Source organism: Paenarthrobacter sp. NPDC092416, from assembly GCF_044755025.1.
Lineage (GTDB): Bacteria > Actinomycetota > Actinomycetes > Actinomycetales > Micrococcaceae > Arthrobacter.
This window is the reverse complement of record NZ_JBIVQG010000001.1, coordinates 199,395-216,176: the sequence shown is the minus strand read 5'-3', so window position 1 is coordinate 216,176 and position 16,782 is coordinate 199,395. Positions and strand designations below refer to the sequence as shown.

Below are 16,782 nucleotides of genomic sequence, written 5' to 3'. Positions count from 1 at the left end.
GCAGTCGACTGCGAAAGGAACAACTCATATGCGTATTTCAGTCATTGGCTGCGGTTACCTGGGTGCAGTGCATGCCGCCTGCATGGCGAAACTGGGTCATGAAGTCGTGGGGATTGACGTAGACGATCGCAAGATCGCTGACCTGTCTGCCGCCAAGGCTCCATTTTACGAGCCTGGCCTAGAAGCACTCCTCAAGGATGTCCAGGAGACAGGAAGGCTTACGTTCACTACCGACATGGCTTCCGCCGCCGGCAATGACGTCCACTTCATCTGTGTTGGCACGCCGCAGAAGAAGGGTGAAAACGGGGCGGACTTGACATACGTCGACGCAGCCACGCAGGGGCTTCTCCCTTACTTGGCACCCGGAGACCTTGTCGTAGGTAAATCGACTGTTCCCGTTGGCACAGCTGCACGGCTCGCGGGACTAATTACGGATCACGAGCCAAAGGCGCATTTAGTTTGGAATCCTGAGTTCCTACGCGAAGGACATGCCGTCTCCGACACACTGCATCCCGATCGATTCGTCTACGGGGTTTCTGACGGTTCGGAAGACCACACAGCCGTGGCAGTTTTGGATGAGGTCTATGCGACGCCACTTTCGAGCGGAACGCCAAGACTTGTTACGGACCTTCCTACAGCTGAATTGGTCAAGACAGCTGCAAATTCCTTCCTCGCAACTAAGATCTCTTTCATTAACGCGATGGCGGAACTCTGCGACGCTGCTGGGGCAGACGTTACAAGGCTGGCGGATGCCATCGGCATGGATGACAGAATCGGGAGAAAATTCCTTCAAGCCGGCATCGGTTTTGGTGGCGGATGCCTTCCAAAAGACATCCGCGCATTCATGGCAAGAGCTGGTGAACTTGGAGCCGACCAAGCGCTTACCTTCCTCCGGGAAGTGGATGCTATCAACATGCGGCGCCGCACGCGCGTCGTGGAGTTAACGCGCGAACTGTGCGGTGACGGCCTCCTTGGCAAGCGGATCACCGTCTTGGGCGCAGCTTTTAAACCGGAGAGCGACGACGTTCGTGACTCCCCCGCTCTAAGCATCGCGGCCCAGCTGCAGCTGCAAGGCGCAGTTGTCACAGTGAGCGACCCGAAGGCACTGGCTAATGCGGCGCGGCGTTTTCCGGAACTCCAATATGTCCAAGACCTGGAGACCGCGGCCCATAACGCTGACGCCGTGTTGCTCCTCACGGAATGGCAGGAATATCGTGAACTCGACCCGCATCTGCTCAAGGACACTGTGGCCACGCCACGAATCCTGGACGGGCGCAATGTACTTGATCCAGCTAAATGGCGCGCCGCCGGTTGGCAATATCGCGGGCTTGGACGGCCGTAGGCAGTGAATATCAGTAACAACATGGCACCGAATAGAGCCACCAAGAACGGTGGGAAGCCCTCGCGCTCCCGGCGCCGACTAAGGCGGCGCCTATTGACAGCGGGTATCTGGACGACAGTTCTGACAATGGCAATCCTAGGAGTCAGTGTCTGGCTTGGAGCAAAAGCAGCAACGATTAAGTCTGAATTGCAGGCCGCTACTGCGCTCCTTCCAACACTGAAGGATCAGATCGCGGCCGAAGATGCCGCCGCGGCAGCCAAAACAGTCGGCTCGCTTGTTGAACACACTTCGTTGGCTCGGAGTGCCGCTAGCGACCCGCTGTGGAAAGCAACTTCGGCACTGCCGTGGATAGGTCCCAACCTGCAGGCCGCAAGTGATATAACAACTGCCGCAGACGACGTCGCGCGCCTCGGAGCCGTGCCTCTCGTCAAGGTCTATCAATCCCTCGACTGGAAAGCCTTGACGCCGACCTCAGAGGGCATGGACCTGGCACCCCTTAAGGCCGCTGCACCGAATGTACAGACGGCCGCCCACGCGGTTAGAGAGTCTGCCCAGCGCCTGAAGCGTATCGACGCGACAACCCTACTCCCTGAGATCGCCGGCCCACTTGTTTCGGCCCGTGACGAGCTCTCCAGCCTCAGCGAGGGACTGGAGTCTGCGGCGGATGTGGCCAATCTGGCCCCGTCGATGTTGGGGTCCGACACTCCGCGAGAGTACCTGCTCCTTATTCAGAACAACGCCGAGTCAAGGACAACTGGTGGCATCCCAGGCGCGCTCGCTGTGCTCAGCCTTGACAAGGGCAAACTTTCGCTCAGATCCCAAACGAGCGCAGGTGCTCTTGGTGCTTTTGTTCCCCCGGTGACAATTGATGAAGAACAAAAGGCGATCTACTCAGCCCGAGTTGGCAAGTTTATGCAGGACGTCAACCTCACGCCTGATTTCGCTACGACCGCGAGCACGGCTCAAACAATGTGGGAACAAAAAACCGGGGAGCGTCTTGACGGCGTGCTGTCGATCGATCCGGTCGCACTGAGTTTCTTACTAGAGGCTACCGGACCAGTAACTATCACTGATCCTTTAGTTCAGAAGATCGGCGGGGAACTTCCTTCGGAACTAAACAGCAAGAACGTTGTTCGTACTCTGCTCTCCGACGCGTATGCGTCAATCGAAGATCCCAACCTCCAGGATGTGTACTTCGCTGGTGCCGCGAAGGAAATCTTCTCCGCCGTCTCTGCTGGAAAGAGTGACCCCAAAGGCTTGATCGACGCTATTTCAAAAGGCATTGACGAACATAGGATCTTACTGTGGTCCGCCGCTGGAGGTGAACAATCCACTATTAGCAAGTACTCACTCGGCGGACTGGTCTCGGGCTCAAGTGTTTCTCCGACGCAGTTTGGTGTCTATTTCAACGACGGAACTGGCGCCAAAATGGACTATTGGACCAAGCGAACGGTCCAAGTAGTGAAGGACTGTACGCGCGATGGCTACCGCGAAGTCACTGTAAGAGTCACGAGCACCAACACGGCCCCGGCCGATGCGGCTACGTCGCTACCGAAATATGTGACGGGCGGTGGCATGTTTGGGGTGCCTGCGGGCACAGTACAGACAAATGTGGTCGCTTACGGGCCGGTTCAGTCAGATATTGACACGGTTGTCAAGGATGGCGAAAAGATCACCTTTGCCGCGCAACGCCACAGCCAGCGAGCGGTGGGCACGACAACCATCAGGCTTGCCCCTGGCGAGAGCACTTCTCTCGAGTTCAATTTTGGCCACATCGTGCAGCATGCCGAGCCCGAAATACTTGTCACTCCCACCACTCAGGCGGTCAAGGATGTGATCAAAGGTTCACAGAAGTCTTCCTGTGAATAGCGCAAGACGTGTACGTTAATCCTTTGTAACGGGGATGGATTTACTTTGCCCGGTTCACTCGTAAATGATAAGTTCTTTGTGGGCAACACATGAGATTTCACTTACGGTCGCGTGCACGTAGGGTCTCGGAAATCTCCAACACCACGTGGCATCCATTAAATGGTCTCAGGGGGGACACATGAAAAAGTCTTTAGCAGCACTTACACTTGCGGGGTCCATCGCACTGCTCGGCGCGGTTCCGGCCGTCGCAGCTAACTACCCGGCACCGGGAACAAACGTTGCCGTATCAGACGCCGCTGTAGCTCCCGGCGAAGCTTTTGTCTTCAGCGGCTCGGGCTTCACACCGGGAGAAGGTATCACCATCACGGTTACGCCGACGGGCACGCCGGCAGCCAGCGGCGGCAGCGTTTCCGCTGGTAGCCTCTCGGTTTCCGGACGCATCCCGCTGGCTCCGTCGACTTTGGGCGCTGTCGCTGACGGAAGCGGCGCTTTCGCGCTTCCGATCACCATCAACGAACCTGGCTCCTACGCCCTGACAGCTACCGGAAACACCTCCGGTGTCACGGTCGGTCCCGTCACGGTTGTTGTAGGCGGCGCTGGTCTGGCGAACACAGGTGGCTCTGGCACCGGGACCAACCTGGCAAACACCGGCGGCGTACCGCTGGCAAACACCGGCGCTGACTCCAGCCTGATCCTGTGGTCCATCGTGGGCGCAGGTGCACTTGCAGCAGGTACAGCATCCGTGGTGGTCGCCCGCCGCCGCGCAAAGAGCTCCGAGGTTTCTGCATAACAGCATCACCTCAAGCAGTTGAGGGTGGCTTGTCAACGAAGATTTCGTTGACAAGCCACCCTTTTTCTTGCCTATACTCCCCACCCCGGGGCAACTGTGGTATTCATGTGGCTATGGCAGGGACAGGGCGGCATTGGCGTAGGCGGAAGTGGCATTATGACCTCCGCATGCCTGCCATTCATCTGCCTGACTTAAGTCCAGACTTTCCCAAGTATTTATTCTTGGGCCTTCTGGCGATTGCGGCGTTCGCCGTAAGCGCGTGGGCCCTCATTCGAATTTCCTGAAGGTGCACTTGAAAAACCCACTCCCCTGGCGCATCTGCCTGGCAACATATCTGGTGGGTTTGGCAGCGGTAGGTTCTTGGCCAACACCCGTAGACAAGCCGATTCAAGGAACGCTTGCCTCACTGTTGAATTACCTCCACCACCACGGCGTGCCCGAGTGGTTTAGCTATAGCGTGATCGAGGTCTCAGCCAATGTGGCCATGTTTGTTCCGCTCGGAATCCTGGCCGCGATGGCCCTGCCCACAAGGGCCTGGTGGCACATCGCCGGGATCGGATTGTTCGTGTCCACGTGCATGGAGCTCGGACAACTATTTTTTATTACAGCGCGCTTTTCAACGGTTGTAGACGTTGTCACAAACACATTAGGAACTGTCATAGGCATCGGTGCGGCGCGACTGATAGCGCCTAGGAAGGCCCCAGGCCTTGCTGAGGCTTACTAACTGCTAAGGAACGTTTCTACGTCCTGTGCCACCCGTTCAGGGCTTTCCCAGAGGACCAGGTGCCCTGTGTCCTGATAGATCGTCAATAGGGAGCCTGGGATGCGGCCTGCCAGAGTCTGTTGATGGTGCCGCGGGACCAGATGATCGTGAGCGCCCCAAAGGATGAGCGTCGGCACAGCGGTTGACCCGGCTTCCGTCGGCGGGACCGCTTCATACAACCCCCGCAAGGACGCCTTCCAAACGGACGCCGGCATGGCCAACGCGTCGTGAACCCGGTCTTCGATGTAGCCGGCAGGGACAGTGTGCAGCAAGCGATACCAAGACAACGATTCCCGTACCCATTCCTCGGAAACAGGATCTGTCAGGGCGTCCACTTCGTCGGCAAATGGAGGACGGGAATGCAGGCTCAAAGGTGCACCTACAAGCACCACCGAGGCCACTCGGTCGGGATGTGTCACCGCCAACTGCTGGGCAACATATCCCCCGCTGGAAGAACCCAGAACATGAGCACGGGGTATCTGAAGGGCATCCAGTACAGCGGCGACATCCTCCGCGACCTCCACCAAGGAGTAGCCCTCCTCGGGCTTGTCGGCACCGCCATGTCCTCGCAGATCGGGCGCAACAAGGACCCTCGGCTGAAGCGAGGCAATCAGCCGATCGAAGCTCCCCCGCGATTCACCCCAAGCATGCAACAAGAGCAACGGCGCCCCGCCGTCGTCGTTCCCGCCCAAGTGCCCCTGAACAAAACACGGCACTCGGATTCCGGTGCGCAAGCGGATGGTCCAGACCCCGGATTCCATGAGCCCAGACTAGGCCCTTTCAGTCCAAGAAATCCTTCATCCAGGACTTCAGGTCCTCGCCGAATTCAGGTCGCTCGGAGGCCAGTGTGATGACTGCCTTCAGGTAGCTGAGCTTGTCACCGGTGTCGTAGCGACGGCCACGGAAAACGACGCCGTAAACGCCGGACCCTTCGCCCTCCCCCGCGGCGAGTGTCTGCAGGGCGTCAGTCAGCTGAATCTCGCCACCACGACCGGGCTCGGTCTGTTCCAAAACATCAAACACGGAAGGATGCAGGACATAACGTCCAATGACGGCCAAATTGGAGGGCGCATCTTCGAGGCTGGGCTTCTCAACCAGGCTGTTGACGCGGACGTAGCCTTCACCGTCAATTGCTGAGATATCGGCACAGCCATAAGCGCTGATTTGCGAAGACTCTACCTCGATCAAAGCGATGACCGACCCACCGGTTTTCGCTTGAACATCCATCATGGTGGCCAAGAGTTCGTCGCGCTCATCAATGAGGTCGTCCCCCAGCAGAACAGCAAAAGGCTCGTCTCCCACATGCTGGCGGCCACAGAGGACTGCATGGCCAAGCCCTTTCGGCTCTCCCTGACGTACGTAGTGGATCGGGCCCAGTGCCGAGGCGTGCTGGACAGCATCCAGCCGCTGCTGATCGCCCTTCAGTTCAAGGGAGCGCTCAAGGGCCGGAGTCCGGTCAAAATGGTCTTCCAAAGCCCGCTTGCTTTGGCCCGTGATCATGAGGATGTCAGTGAGGCCAGCGTTCACGGCTTCCTCCACCACGTACTGGATTGCCGGTGCGTCCACAACCGGCAGCATCTCCTTCGGCATTGCCTTGGTGGCGGGCAAGAAGCGCGTGCCCAATCCAGCAGCCGGAATTACAGCTTTACGCACAATATTCCCCCGTGTTGTCATGAGCAAACTCTATAAACTCGCTCAGGAAATGCGAAATTTGATACCCGTATATTAGTTAATACCGTTCAAGGGTGTCTACCCCTTCGGATTCAGGTTCAAAGGGCAGGTGCTTTCCGGTTTCCCGGAAAGCACCTGCCCTCAGTGAAAACGTATTACTTATTGAAGCCTAGGCCTAGGCCTGGGCCTTGGCCTTGGCTCGGCGAATCAGCGCTGCAGATGCTGCGCTGGCCGCCAGAGCGCCTCCGCCAACCAGCGACCACAGGACCAGACTGGAATCGGCAGGGGCGCCGGCGGCGGTGACGCTGGAAGCACCAGTGAAGCCGGGATTGCCCTTGCCGCCGCCATGGTTGCCGCCGCCATTGTTGTTGCCTCCGCCGTTGCCGGAGTTCACAGTAATAGCTGCCCAGCGTGTATTGCCGGACGTGGCGCCGACGGCGCTGATCTTGTAGTTGCCGCCGTCCACGAAGGTAATGCTGGTGGAAAAGGCGCCAGTACTATCCGCGGCGACGCTGAAGGCGGACGGAGCGGGCCGCTCACCGCCCGAATCCTTCTTGCCGCCTGTCCGCTCAAACGTGATGTTGATGGTTTCGCCGGCGAAGTAGCCGCTGCCGGCGAAGGTGATGGATTCGCCGGCAGCAATGGTGCCGTCGGAAACGGTGCCCTGCTCATTGCCCGGCGCCGGGTAGGTGGTTGCCACGGCCGGAGCCGTGCCAACCAGTGCGAGTATGCCTGCAAGCGCAAGCGCTGCAATAGACTTCTTCAAATGTCCCCCCTGAGACGAATTACGAAATTAATGTGATGTTGCGGATGCAGATCCCCCATGGAATAGCGTTCCGAAATCCCAAATGCCTATCCAGGGACGACGGTATCATTCACGGCCTGCTCTCAGCAGAGCTACTTGGGAGTAGTTACACAGGGTTAACCTGCGGTCTATCTGGTCGACTCGCAGCCAGCAAAACTGGATGACAGCGGATTGTGACAACGGATTGTGACAACCAAGTGGAGTTAGCCGGGCAGACTTGACAAGCACCTACGCCAGCGGGGCGACTCCAGTTTTCGGCCCCATTGTTGGCTCTCTTTGCGGTTCACCGGATCTGCAGTTTGTCGGCGGCAGCGCCGCTCGCTAGATATCGGTTGGAACGCAGCCCTCGACTGCTCCTGTAGGCTACCTAGGTGCCGTCTGTCTTCATATATGGGAGCTGCGTTTCCCGAGATCCATTTGAAAAACCCAGCGAATTCGAGCTCAAGGGCTACTTCGCCAGGTCATCAGTGGGCAGCGCCTTCCGCATGCCACCACCCCCGGACATCGAACTACCGAACGTTGACGCGCTGGCGAGCCGGTTCCAAAAGCGGATGGTTCAGTCGGACATCACAAAGTCCCTCTCAGAGTCGCTCACCACCACCGACTACGACGTGCTCGTGGTCGACTTCATTGACGAACGCATGAATACGATCGAGCTCGGTGCGACTGCATTCACAGCGTCGGAGGAGCTCAAAGCAACCGGTTACGCGGTTGACCCAGCCAACATCCACGAACCATGGAGCCCTATCGGCTTGGCCCACCGCCTCGAGGGAATTCGAGCGCTCACACGGATTGTTGACCCGCTCAAGATCGTCGTAAACCGTGTTCACTGGGCAACCGTTGACACGGACGGAGTGCCCTTTCCCCGTTCGCTGTGGTTCGACAGAAACAACAAGTTGCTCTACAACCTCTACAAAGAGATTGAGAAAACGCCGGGCGTCAGGTTCATCGATTACCCGGGCGGGGCACCCCTGGCCGCCCCCAAACACAAGTGGGGCCGGCAGCCGTTCCACTACAGCGAAGCTGCAAACGATCACTTCCTCTCTGAGCTCACGCGCTTGACGAACGCCTAGAGCGTTAGAACAAGACCGCACTCACACTCATGCTCTGACCGGCTCTCCGACAGTCGGCCATGGACTTCAGCGAGACTCGAGGTCGCCGGCTCCTGAGCAGCTCCCCCACGTCGCCGCTCGAAGCGGCGGCAGCTCCGCCATCGTACGCCCGGGAAGAATCAATCTCAGGTCTCACCGAGCCACCCCCTACCCGACCAGGGCACCCGTTTGTGTCGACGTGGCCCTCAATTGTGACGATCGTCATATTTTCACCATGAGACGACGATACGCCTTACAGTCCGCGGAATCTGGAGCATTTTGGTATGCCAAAGACTGGGTTACAGCCATCAGTTTTCGCGCCATGTCGGCAATCAGGAATCAGACCGTTGACCTGATTTTCCAGCTTGGTATACCGTGAGCGCATTCGGCGCCTACTTAGGCTGGCGCCATGACGAGGTAGGGAACGGCTAATGGGTGAAGTTGAACAGGTTTCCGCGAGCGCCGAGGCAGGATGTGCCGTGTGCGGCGCGGACGAGGTCCTGGCTTCGGAACGAGATGAGCGAAGCGTCCGAGGCCAGCGTCCTCAGATGAATGCGGAGAGGGTAGAAAGAGACTCAGGCCTCGCAGCGAAGCGGGGACTCGGAGTCGACGGGCTTCGGGACCACAGCCGGCCGCTGGTCCTGTCCCCCAGTTGGGTCTTGGCGCACGTCAACGACGAGATGGTTTTGTTGGCCGACCACGACGTTGTGGTGAAGGACGGCCGGATCGAGGCTGTCCGGCCACGCTCCGGCACTACCGACGAGCGCATCGACATGCACGGGCAATTGCTGCTTCCGGGTTTGATTTCCATGCACAGCCACGTAGCAGGCGGCGCTGCCACCCGCGGATACGTCGAGGGCAATCTGACTCCGATGAGCAAGGGGGCCCCGCTGCGGCAAGGCAGGCAATTCCTCAAGGCGATGGTGCTGTTGGAGGATCTGCCGGACGAAGACCTGGACACGATGACGGCACTCAACCTGGCAGAAATACTCCGGGGCGGTTGCACCACGCAAGTAGAGATGTCCAAGGGTCTGCGATCGATGCAGTCCTACGTTCGCGTGGCACGGCAGTTCGGCATCCGCGGTTATCCATCAGGGGCCGTCCCCGGGATGAAGCGCATCCTCCCGATCTGGAAAAGGGGAACGGACGATCAAGTGCTGTTTGATTCTGTCCCGGACACCATGGCAGAGATCCAGCAGAACCTGGAGTACGCCCGGACCATCAACGGTGCCGACGACGGACGGATCCTGCCCATGATGGCACCGGCCACCAACGCAGTGCACACCCCGGAAACGTTCGCCGCAATGAAGGCCGCCGCGCAGGAACTGAACGGCCTCCACATCCACCTTCAGGCCGGTTACGGCAGGGCGCCGCAGCCTGACAAGGTAGCCATGAACCGGTTGTGGGGCCAAGACGAGATCCCTTGGCTGCACAGTTTGGGAATCTTCGATGGATCCGTGCGGGTCTTCGGGGCCCACTTGCTGGGAATCGACTTCGAACGGGACCTCCCACTCCTGGCCAACTCGAGCTTCACTTTTGCAAACTGCCCATCCGGCACTGGCGCAGGCGTAACACCGGCACAGTGGCCGTGGCCGGAGGTCCTTGGAGCCGGCGTCAATTCGGGCATCGGTTTGGACACGCATTCGAATGACTACATCGAAAACCTCAAGATGGCCGTCATTTACGGGCGCATCCGCGCCGACTTCCTCGGCGATTCGACTCCCGTGCCCATGGTCCGCCCCTCCATTTGGACGGCGGTTGAGGCGGCTACGTTGGGCGGCGCCCGGGGCCTTGGCCGTGACGACCTGGGGCGGATCGCCGTTGGCGCGAAGGCCGACCTCACGAGCATCGACGTCAGCGGCTTGTTCGTCGGTGTTGGAACGGTTCCGCGCGAACCGCTGAACCACCTCATGTATGCCAACGGTCTTTCGGTCAGGAACGTGATGACAGACGGACAGTGGCAAGTCCGCGACGGCGCGCTGACGGTCGTCGACGAGGCCCGCCTGGTCCGCGACGCCGGCAGAGTCGTCGAGAGGATCTGGGACCAGATGGCGGCCGACGGCGTGTTCGTCGACGAGCCACGCAGCGACCTGGTACCAGCGGCTTCCCGCTAACAATTTTCCGGCACATCCCCGGCGACAAAATGCCCGGGCTGATTTGTGCTGCCATTTTTGCCCTGTATGACCCCGTTTCGATTATTAGGAGATAGATCAATGAAGAACTTTGCTCCCCGGGTACCTGGCTGCTGGAAGAAAGCAGTGGCGACCACGTTCCTTGTGTCGGTGCTTGCCAGTACCGCTGCTTGCAGCGGCGCCACTCAGACGGCCACCAAAATCGAGCCATCAGCCAGCGCGGCTCCGCTTGCCGATCTGCTTCCGGCAGACATCAAGGCCAAAGGCTCCATCATTGTTGGCACCCAGCCGGACTTTGAACCAGCCAATTTCACTCCGATCGGCGAGAACGGTGTTAAGGGATTCAACATCGACCTGATGGACGCCATGGCCGCCAAACTCGGTCTCAAAGTGACCTATCAAAAGGTCCCCTTCGACCAGCTGCTGGTAGGCGTGCAGAACGGTAAGTTCGACGCCTCAATCGCAGGCATGACCGACCGACCCGGACGTCAGGAAAAGGTCGATTTCGTTGACTACCAGGTTGCCGGAACCGTGTTCATGGTGGCCAAGGGCAACCCGAAGAAGATCACAGGCGAGCTAAACGGCGGCTGCGGAATCAAGATCGGCGGAGTCAAAGGCAACGACGACGAGCGGCTGGTCAACCTGATGGCCAAGGCTTGCACGGCCGAGGGAAAGCCTGCTCCGGAACTGATGACCTTCCCCACCGGAAGCGACAAGAACCTGGCGCTGACCTCCGGACGCGTGGATGCCATGTTCTGGCCCGACATGGCCGTCTCGGTAGTGCAGCGGGAAACTGGCGGAAAACTGGAATCAGTGCCCGTGAACTTCGAGGAAAAGGTCTTCCTCGGCATGATCTTCAATAAGCAGGCTCCCCAGCTCCGTGACGCCTTCCTCAAGGCAACTGAGGCCATCCACGAGGACGGCACGTATGACGAAATCCTGAAGAAGTGGGACGTAACCGTCATCGACTTGCCGACTCCCGGAATCAACCTCGCCAAGTGACCATCAGTTCCCCAACACGAAGAATGGAGCGCTGATGAGCATGCATTTAGCTGCAGATTCCCGCGTAAGAACTCCCGATCCTGGGTCCGGGGAAGTCATTCCGGCACTGGGCGAAAAGGCAAGAAAGCGAAAGCCTTACGGACAATGGGTTTCCGGAAGCCTGATTCTGGCTGTGATCTTCATGTTCATTTGGACGCAGGCAGGCAATGAGAATCTCGACTGGTCCGGCGTCGGTCAGTTCATGTTCCACCCGGCAATACTCAAGGGCATCACTGTTACCCTCCAACTTGCCGTCTTCAGCATGATGATTTCCGTAGTTCTGGCCTTCGGCATTGCCCTCATGTGCCAAAGCCGAAACCGAGTGGCATCGGCCGTGGGCAAACTGTATGTGTGGTTCTTCCGGGGCGTGCCGCTCCTGGTACAAATCCTCATCTGGTTCAACCTGGCCGTGCTGTATCCCACGATTTTGGGGACGGACACGAATCAACTGATTTCGGGATTCACTGCCGGCCTCTGCGCACTCTCTTTGGCCGAGTCCGGATACATGGCTGAGATCATCCGTGGCGGCATCATTTCCGTCAACAAGGGCCAGACGGAGGCAGGCCTCAGCATTGGGCTCACCCGAGGGCAGGCGCTGCGCCGGATTGTGCTCCCCCAGACAATCCGCGTGATCATTCCGCCAACGGGCAACCAGTTCATCGGGCTGCTGAAGGCCAGCTCCCTGGTTTCCGCGATCGGAGGCAGCGACCTGCTCACGCAAACGCAGCTGATCTATGGCCAGAACTTCAAAATCGTTCCGCTGCTGATTGTCGCCACGGCCTGGTACCTGATCCTGGTGAGCGTCGCCAGCGTTGGACAGTACTTCCTGGAGCGAAAGTTCAACCCTGAAGCTGCGTCCTCCGGGCTGAACTTGCGGCAAATCTTCACGGGACGCCCAGCGCGTCGGCAACAGCCTTCCCTTCTCACAAAGGCGGACGAGTCGTGACCACAACGGCAACACGAGCACCCTTGATGGTGGCTCAGGGCATCAACAAGTGGCTGGGACAAAACCACATCCTCAGGGGCGTTGACATGTCCATCGAGGCCGGCGAGATTGTCTGTGTACTTGGCCCGTCAGGGTCCGGCAAGAGTACGCTCTTGCGGTGCATCAACGGCCTGGAATCCATTGAATCGGGCACGATCCTGGTTGGTGGGGACCGTGTGGGCTTCAAGACCCACAAGGGGCACTTGTACGAGCACACCGAAGCTGAAGCGGCAAAGATGCGCCGAAGGGTTGGTATGGTCTTCCAGCATTTCAACCTCTTCAACCACATGACAGCTTTGCAAAACGTGACGTATGGCCCGCGCCGCGTCCTCGGTCAGTCAAAGGCAGAGGCCTTGGAACTGGGACTCGATGCGCTCAGCAAGGTCGGTTTGGCTGACAAGCCAGGGTCATACCCTGCCCAACTTTCGGGCGGGCAACAGCAGCGCGTAGCGATTGCCCGGGCTTTGGCCATGAAGCCGCAGCTCATGCTGTTCGACGAACCCACCAGCGCCTTGGACCCGGAGTTGGTGGGGGACGTCCTGACCGTCATGAAGCGGGTTGCTGAGGAGGGAATGACCATGATCGTTGTCACCCACGAGATCGGCTTCGCTCGAGAGGTGGCCGACAGAGTGGTGTTCATGGACGAGGGCCGTGTTGTTGAATCCGGCCCTGCGGCCCAGGTTCTGGATAGCCCTGCCCATCAGCGGACTGCGAATTTCCTGCGTCACGTCAAGTGAGGCCGTCTCCCAAAAGGTGAGTTTGGCCGTGGGGAAGCCCAGCTCCCCACGCAGTATCCCCAGATAAGCGTGGGGTCCGGCGAATACCGGACCCCACGTCTGAAGAACAGGAACGTACAACAAGAATGTCGGATTTTGCAGCACTCGCGGAGGCGCCAAACTCCGGGTCACGGACCGCCTTGGCCTATGTGCACATCAGGGACCGGATCATCAGCGGCGATCTCATTCCCGGTACCTGGCTCCGGGAGCGGGACCTGTCCTCAGAGCTCAACATGTCCCGGGTGCCAATCCGGGAAGCGCTCGTTCAGCTTGAGGCCGACGGATTTACCACCGTTGGTCCCCGCCACGGCGCCGTCGTCCGGCAAATGACCATCCAGGACGTGAATGAGGTGTTCGACATCAGGCTGAGCATCGAGGTTTCGGCGACGAGCATAGCCGCACGCCAAGTGTCTGAGGGGGCAGACCCTGCCCGTCTGCTCGAGGTGATGGCCCACGCAGAGTCGCTGGTCAGCAGCGAGGACGAAGACCTCAGAGCCCGCACGAACGTTGCCATTCACGACGAAATCTTCCGCCTGACCGGCAATGAGCTACTGACATCCGTGATCCGCCCCGTGGCCAATCGCATGCGCTGGCTCTTCGGCAATGTGGTCCAGCAAGACGCCTCACAGCTCTGCCGGGAACACGGGGAAATCTGCCAGGCAATCTGCAGCGGTCAAACCGAACTTGCCTCTGCGCTTGCCGTGGCACACATCGAGCACAGCCGGGGTCCGGCCATTTCCCAACTGGAAGGACGAATTCCGCGCCACCGACCGGGCCCGACAGCACCTTAACAACCCTTTTCGTTCCTTCGATCCGAGGTACCCATGACACTCGTTCTCACAGCATCGACTCTTGAAACGCTGGCCAGCATGGCCGAGACCATTACCGCCGTCGAACGCGGCTTTGGCGACATCGCGCGGGGTACTGCCCTTCAGCCGGGACCGCTGTCCCTTCATCTGCCGTCCTCGGAGGCCCGCTATCTGCTCATGGCAGGGCTGGCGGAAACTCAAAACCTTGCAGCCGTGAAGCTGCTCTCGGATATTCCTGCCAACCAGCTCAAGGGACTGCCCACACAGCGCTCCAGCATCCTCTTGGCTGATCGGCACACGGGAGAAACCCTGGCACTCCTGGATGGGCGCGTACCCACCCGCATTCGAACCGCTGCAGCAAGCGCAGTGGCCAGCAAGTACCTGGCAAGGCCCGACAGTTCCACACTGGGTCTGGTGGGCGCGGGAGCCTTGGCTATCGCCCACCTCGAAGCCATGCTTCACGTCATTCCCCTCCGCACTGTGGTTGTATGGTCGCGGAGCTCGTCCACCCTTGCGGCCTTCGAAGCCAAGACCGCCCACCATCCCATCGAGCTGGTCAAAGCGTCCAGCGTCCAGGAAGCCGTGGAAGCTGCAGATGTGTTGTGCACCCTCACGCCATCAGTGGAACCCCTGGTCCGTGGTGAGTGGTTCCGCCCTGGACTCCACGTCAACGCAGTCGGAGCCCGTCCGAGGCCGACCCACCGCGAAATCGATGCGGCGGGGATGAGCGGTTCCAGGGTGTTCGTTGACAGTCTGCAGACCGCCGTCGAGAAATCGGGCGACCTCATGATGGCCGTTGGTGAAGGCGCCATGTCGATGGACGACGTCCAAGGTGAGCTCGGCAGGATAATCTCCGGGGAGATCACCGGCCGTACGTCGGATCAGGACGTCACACTCTTCAATTCTGTGGGGATCGGCATGCTGGACCTGGCAATTGGGCGACTGCTCTACGATGCTGCGATCCTTCACGGCCTGGGAACGAGTATTGATATGTCCCGCTGATATGTGGGCCAGCCATTCCGTCAGTCACTATGCTTGGCAGCACAGGACTTGATTTCCATGATGGACGGAAGGTACTTGGCTATGGGGGATAGCGTTTTCTTGCCGCTGGAAGATTATTTCAGCAGAACTGGAACGCGAATGGCGGTTGTTTTATGTCAGCTGCCGTTGATGGCCACAGTGACGTTTATTGTTTTCCTGGCAGTTCTCTTCAACCCCGCCAGCCTGGTACACCCGGCCTTCTTCCTGGTAGTTTTCCTGCACGTCCTGATCCTGGGGATTTGCCTCGTTCTTCCGTGGAACCGTCTTCCCTCCTGGAGCTTCATCTTCATTCCCGTAGTGGACTGTCTAGTGCTGGGCCTCCTGCGCGAGGTCGGCGGTCCGGTACTTAGCGTGGTGGGACTGGTCATGGCGTTCCCTGTGATTTGGCTGTCGGTCAGCGCCAGCAAGATCCGGCTGGCTCTGGCCATCCTGGCGCCCCTTTGCGCCACCGTTGCTTCGCCGTTCGTCTTGGGGCACGAGGTTGAACGGTCAGAGATGATCCGCATGATTGTCTTCCCTGCCATCATGGGCGGTTTGGCGGTCACCGGGCATGCCGTTGCTCGCGGGCTGATCAAACATACCGATCGGCTGGACCGTAAGGACCGCGAATTGGTGCGACTTCATGGAGCCACCAAGGAACACGCACAACTCCTGGATACCGTCCTTGAAACAGTCAACGTAGGTGTCTGGGCCATGGACTCGAACGGCGCGGACATTCTCACCAACCGTCGTCTCCGCGCCGATCGTTCGTGGGCCCAGGAGTCGACTGAGGCCTTGAACCCGTTCACCCTGGAGCTTGGTCAGTTCCATGAAGAACGGAACAGTCCTGCCGACCTTGCCGTCCGAGGCGCAAGCTTCACCAACAGACTGGTCCGGGCGGGCGATGGGGAGAAGCAGCGCACCTTTTCGACGGCGGCACGTCCGCTGCTCGACGAAGCCGGCCAGCTGAAGGGTTCCATCATTGCCTTCACTGACGTCACTGCACTGCTGAAGGCGCAAACAGCCCGGGACAAGTTCGTGGCCACGATCTCCCACGAACTTCGAACTCCGCTAACGTCCATCCTCGGTTATCTGGAAATACTCGACCACCAGCCAAATCCCGCGTTCATGGGCATCATCGAACGGAACGCAGAACGTCTACTGACTCTTGTCAACGATTTGCTGCTGGTCGCATCCGAAGACCTCGAACTACGACGCCGGCCCACCGACGTCTCCGAACTGCTCCAGGAGGCGGTCAAGAACGCCAGGCCCGCGGCGGCAGCAAGGGATATCACTATTGCCGTGCGAATCCACGATTGCGTAGAGGCAGATGTAGACTCTGGCCAATTCTCCAAAGCCATTGACCAGTTGCTGTCCAACGCCATCAAGTTCTCCCCCGAAGGCAGCCAAGTGGCCATCGGTCTACGCGGAAATGACGGCAAGGTGGAACTGTCTGTCAGCGATCACGGAATCGGCATGACCGAACAAGAACAAAATGAAGCCTTTACCAAGTTCTTCAGATCCGACCGGGCCATGGAATCCGCAATACCCGGGGCAGGCCTGGGGCTCCCGCTGAGCAAAGCCATCATCGAAGCCCACGGCGGAACGATCGGGTTGAACAGCCAGCCCGGATCCGGCACCACTGTGACGGTCACCGTTCCGCGTTAGGCGCCAGAGGACCCCCGTGT

At 59.2% G+C, this 16,782-nt stretch carries 15 protein-coding genes; 12 read left to right on the top strand and 3 right to left on the bottom strand.

What is annotated here, in order from left to right; genetic code table 11:
- The first annotated feature begins 28 nt into the window (after positions 1-28).
- The 4 genes from ACIQC5_RS00955 to ACIQC5_RS00940 all read left to right on the top strand — a co-directional run bounded on the left by ACIQC5_RS00955 (position 29) and on the right by ACIQC5_RS00940 (position 4,725).
- Positions 29-1,342: a UDP-glucose dehydrogenase family protein gene (locus ACIQC5_RS00955; protein WP_400277768.1), complete on the top strand. Its 1,314-nt coding sequence runs from the start codon at positions 29-31 to the stop codon at positions 1,340-1,342.
- A 126-nt stretch (positions 1,343-1,468) separates the two neighbouring features.
- Positions 1,469-3,211 carry a DUF4012 domain-containing protein gene (locus ACIQC5_RS00950; RefSeq protein ID WP_400277767.1) on the top strand — a complete coding sequence of 581 codons (1,743 nt, stop codon included), beginning with the start codon at positions 1,469-1,471 and terminating at the stop codon, positions 3,209-3,211.
- Positions 3,212-3,389: 178 nt separating this feature from the next.
- Positions 3,390-4,001 carry an LPXTG cell wall anchor domain-containing protein gene (locus ACIQC5_RS00945; protein WP_400277766.1) on the top strand — a complete coding sequence of 204 codons (612 nt, stop codon included), beginning with the start codon at positions 3,390-3,392 and terminating at the stop codon, positions 3,999-4,001.
- A gap of 292 nt (positions 4,002-4,293) precedes the next feature.
- The gene (locus ACIQC5_RS00940; RefSeq protein ID WP_400277765.1) at positions 4,294-4,725 is read left to right on the top strand and encodes a VanZ family protein; all 432 of its coding nucleotides are present in this window, start codon (positions 4,294-4,296) and stop codon (positions 4,723-4,725) included.
- Here ACIQC5_RS00940 and ACIQC5_RS00935 read toward each other — a convergent pair.
- The 3 genes from ACIQC5_RS00935 to ACIQC5_RS00925 form a co-directional block, all read right to left on the bottom strand.
- Positions 4,722-5,525 (bottom strand): alpha/beta fold hydrolase, encoded by an 804-nt coding sequence (locus ACIQC5_RS00935; protein WP_400277764.1) that lies wholly within the window; start codon positions 5,523-5,525, stop codon positions 4,722-4,724. The two genes, ACIQC5_RS00940 and ACIQC5_RS00935, sit on opposite strands and share 4 nt — an antisense overlap.
- A 19-nt stretch (positions 5,526-5,544) precedes the next feature.
- Positions 5,545-6,438, bottom strand: a complete 894-nt coding sequence (gene galU, locus ACIQC5_RS00930) for a UTP--glucose-1-phosphate uridylyltransferase GalU (protein ID WP_400277762.1) — start codon at positions 6,436-6,438, stop codon at positions 5,545-5,547.
- A gap of 172 nt (positions 6,439-6,610) precedes the next feature.
- On the bottom strand, positions 6,611-7,201 hold the full coding sequence (locus ACIQC5_RS00925) for a hypothetical protein (protein ID WP_400277760.1): 591 nt from the start codon (positions 7,199-7,201) through the stop codon (positions 6,611-6,613).
- Positions 7,202-7,611: 410 nt separating this feature from the next.
- Between ACIQC5_RS00925 and ACIQC5_RS00920 the strand changes: the two genes are divergently transcribed.
- From ACIQC5_RS00920 to ACIQC5_RS00885, 8 genes are all read left to right on the top strand, one after another.
- The gene (locus ACIQC5_RS00920) at positions 7,612-8,313 is read left to right on the top strand and encodes a DUF6270 domain-containing protein (RefSeq protein ID WP_400277759.1); all 702 of its coding nucleotides are present in this window, start codon (positions 7,612-7,614) and stop codon (positions 8,311-8,313) included.
- A gap of 449 nt (positions 8,314-8,762) precedes the next feature.
- On the top strand, positions 8,763-10,445 hold the full coding sequence (locus ACIQC5_RS00915; protein ID WP_400277757.1) for an amidohydrolase family protein: 1,683 nt from the start codon (positions 8,763-8,765) through the stop codon (positions 10,443-10,445).
- Positions 10,446-10,544: 99 nt separating this feature from the next.
- Positions 10,545-11,465, top strand: coding sequence for an ABC transporter substrate-binding protein (locus tag ACIQC5_RS00910; protein ID WP_400277756.1), 921 nt, complete (start codon positions 10,545-10,547; stop codon positions 11,463-11,465).
- A 34-nt stretch (positions 11,466-11,499) separates the two neighbouring features.
- Positions 11,500-12,450 carry an amino acid ABC transporter permease gene (locus ACIQC5_RS00905; protein ID WP_400277754.1) on the top strand — a complete coding sequence of 317 codons (951 nt, stop codon included), beginning with the start codon at positions 11,500-11,502 and terminating at the stop codon, positions 12,448-12,450.
- Between the two features lie 26 nt (positions 12,451-12,476).
- Positions 12,477-13,226, top strand: coding sequence for an amino acid ABC transporter ATP-binding protein (locus ACIQC5_RS00900; protein WP_400278666.1), 750 nt, complete (start codon positions 12,477-12,479; stop codon positions 13,224-13,226).
- Positions 13,227-13,351: 125 nt separating this feature from the next.
- The gene (locus ACIQC5_RS00895; protein WP_400277752.1) at positions 13,352-14,056 is read left to right on the top strand and encodes a GntR family transcriptional regulator; all 705 of its coding nucleotides are present in this window, start codon (positions 13,352-13,354) and stop codon (positions 14,054-14,056) included.
- A 33-nt stretch (positions 14,057-14,089) separates the two neighbouring features.
- On the top strand, positions 14,090-15,076 hold the full coding sequence (locus ACIQC5_RS00890; protein ID WP_400277751.1) for an ornithine cyclodeaminase family protein: 987 nt from the start codon (positions 14,090-14,092) through the stop codon (positions 15,074-15,076).
- A gap of 168 nt (positions 15,077-15,244) precedes the next feature.
- Entirely contained in the window at positions 15,245-16,762 is a 1,518-nt protein-coding gene (locus tag ACIQC5_RS00885; RefSeq protein WP_400277749.1) for a sensor histidine kinase, read from the top strand.
- Positions 16,763-16,782: the final 20 nt, after the last annotated feature.